The sequence below is a fragment of the Pseudomonas brassicae genome, from assembly GCF_010671725.1.
Taxonomy (GTDB): Bacteria; Pseudomonadota; Gammaproteobacteria; order Pseudomonadales; family Pseudomonadaceae; genus Aquipseudomonas; species Aquipseudomonas brassicae.
Map to the genome: position 1 here is coordinate 1 of NZ_JAAHBU010000558.1, position 1,464 is coordinate 1,464.

At 65.8% G+C, this 1,464-nt stretch carries 2 protein-coding genes; one reads left to right on the plus strand and one right to left on the minus strand.

All coding sequences use genetic code 11. From position 1 onward, the window contains the following. Window positions 1-192: hypothetical protein (locus tag G3436_RS25975; RefSeq protein WP_163951118.1), on the minus strand; the 192-nt coding region annotated here is incomplete at its 3' end. 211 nt (window positions 193-403) lie between these two features. Here G3436_RS25975 and G3436_RS25980 point away from each other — a divergent pair. Continuing rightward, window positions 404-1,444, plus strand: a complete 1,041-nt coding sequence (locus G3436_RS25980) for a substrate-binding domain-containing protein (RefSeq protein ID WP_163951121.1) — start codon at window positions 404-406, stop codon at window positions 1,442-1,444. The last annotated feature ends 20 nt before the right edge of the window (window positions 1,445-1,464 follow it).

Sequence of the window (1,464 nt, forward strand, 5' to 3'; positions counted from 1 at the left end):
TTCGCGGCGGGTCGCGGTGACGGTGACCGCCTTCAGCGTGGGCGCCTCGCTGCACGCAGGCGGCGCCTCGGCGGCCATGGCCGGCATCAGCGGCAATGCGCCCAAGGCGGCCAGGCACAGGCCCAGACGGTTGCGACGGATGGCCTGGGCCAAGGGTGAAGCCTGCGGGGTGAGGCCGACGATAGTGTGCATGGGTGTGCTACTCGAAATGGATGCCCTGTCCACCGTGGGCGTGCCACGGCGCCTGAATCGTCAACGCGGGGGCCTTGGGCATTCGCTCGTGCGAGTAGCAGACAAACCACTTTGTTAGCGCTAACATCGCCAGTATCAGCAAGCGCTGCATAGATCGTCAAATACTGAAAAATTACTTTTATATGCTTTTTTGTTTAGAAGGACCGCAGCCGTGAGCGAAGACAAACACCCGGCGCGCAAACGCCGGGGTGCCGGCCGAATTACCCTGAATGCCGTAGCGCGGGCGGCCGGCGTCTCGGCGATCACCGTGTCGCGCTATTTCAATCAGCCCGAGCAGGTGTCGCCCGAGCGTCGCGAACGCATCGCTGCGGCGGTGAACACGCTGGGCTATGTGCCGAACCTGGTGGCCGGCGGCCTGGCCTCTGGCGGTGGGCGAATCGTCGGCATGGTGATCCCGAACATCTCCGGGCCGATCTTTGCCCAGACCATCCAGGGCTTCAGCGACACCCTGAGCCGGCATGGCTACCAGTTGCTGCTGGCGTCGAGCTACTTCTCCAGCGAGCAGGAAGAGAGCGCCGTGCGCGCCTTCCTCGGCTGGTCGCCGGCGGCGCTGGTGCTGACCAGCCACTTTCACAGCGCCGGCACCGAGAAGATGATCGCCGAGGCACAGATCCCGGTGGTCGAAACCTGGGATTACCAGCCAGAGCGCGCGCCGGTGCAGATCGGTTTTTCGCACCATGAGGTGGGCGTGACGGCGGCGCGGTACCTGTATGGCAAAGGCTATCGACGCCTAGCGTTCGTGCAGAACAGCGCACTGGGCGACTTCAGTGCGCTGGAGCGGCGCGACGGCTACAGCGCGGCGATGAGCGAGTTGGGGTTGCAGCCCTGGGTATTCGCGCCGGATGCCGGGCGCGCACCGTTCGAGGCCGGCAAGCAGGCGATGGAGGCGCTGATGGGCATGAGCCCGGCGCCGGATGCGATCATCTTCGCCAATGACAACCTGGCAGCGGGCGGGTTGCTGGCGGGGCAGCGGGCCGGGGTGAGGATCCCCCAGGACTGCGCAGTGCTGGGGTTCGGTGACTATCCGTTTGCGCAGATGCTGCTGCCGAGCCTGAGCACGATCAAGCCGCCGGCGCTGGAGATCGGTGTGCTGGCCGCGACGCGGGTGCTGGAGACTCTTGGTGTGCTGGAGGGGGATGGGCAGCGCTTGAATCTGCTGGGGTGCGAGGTGATCGAGCGCGAGAGCGCGTGACCCCCTTCGCTGGCAAGCCA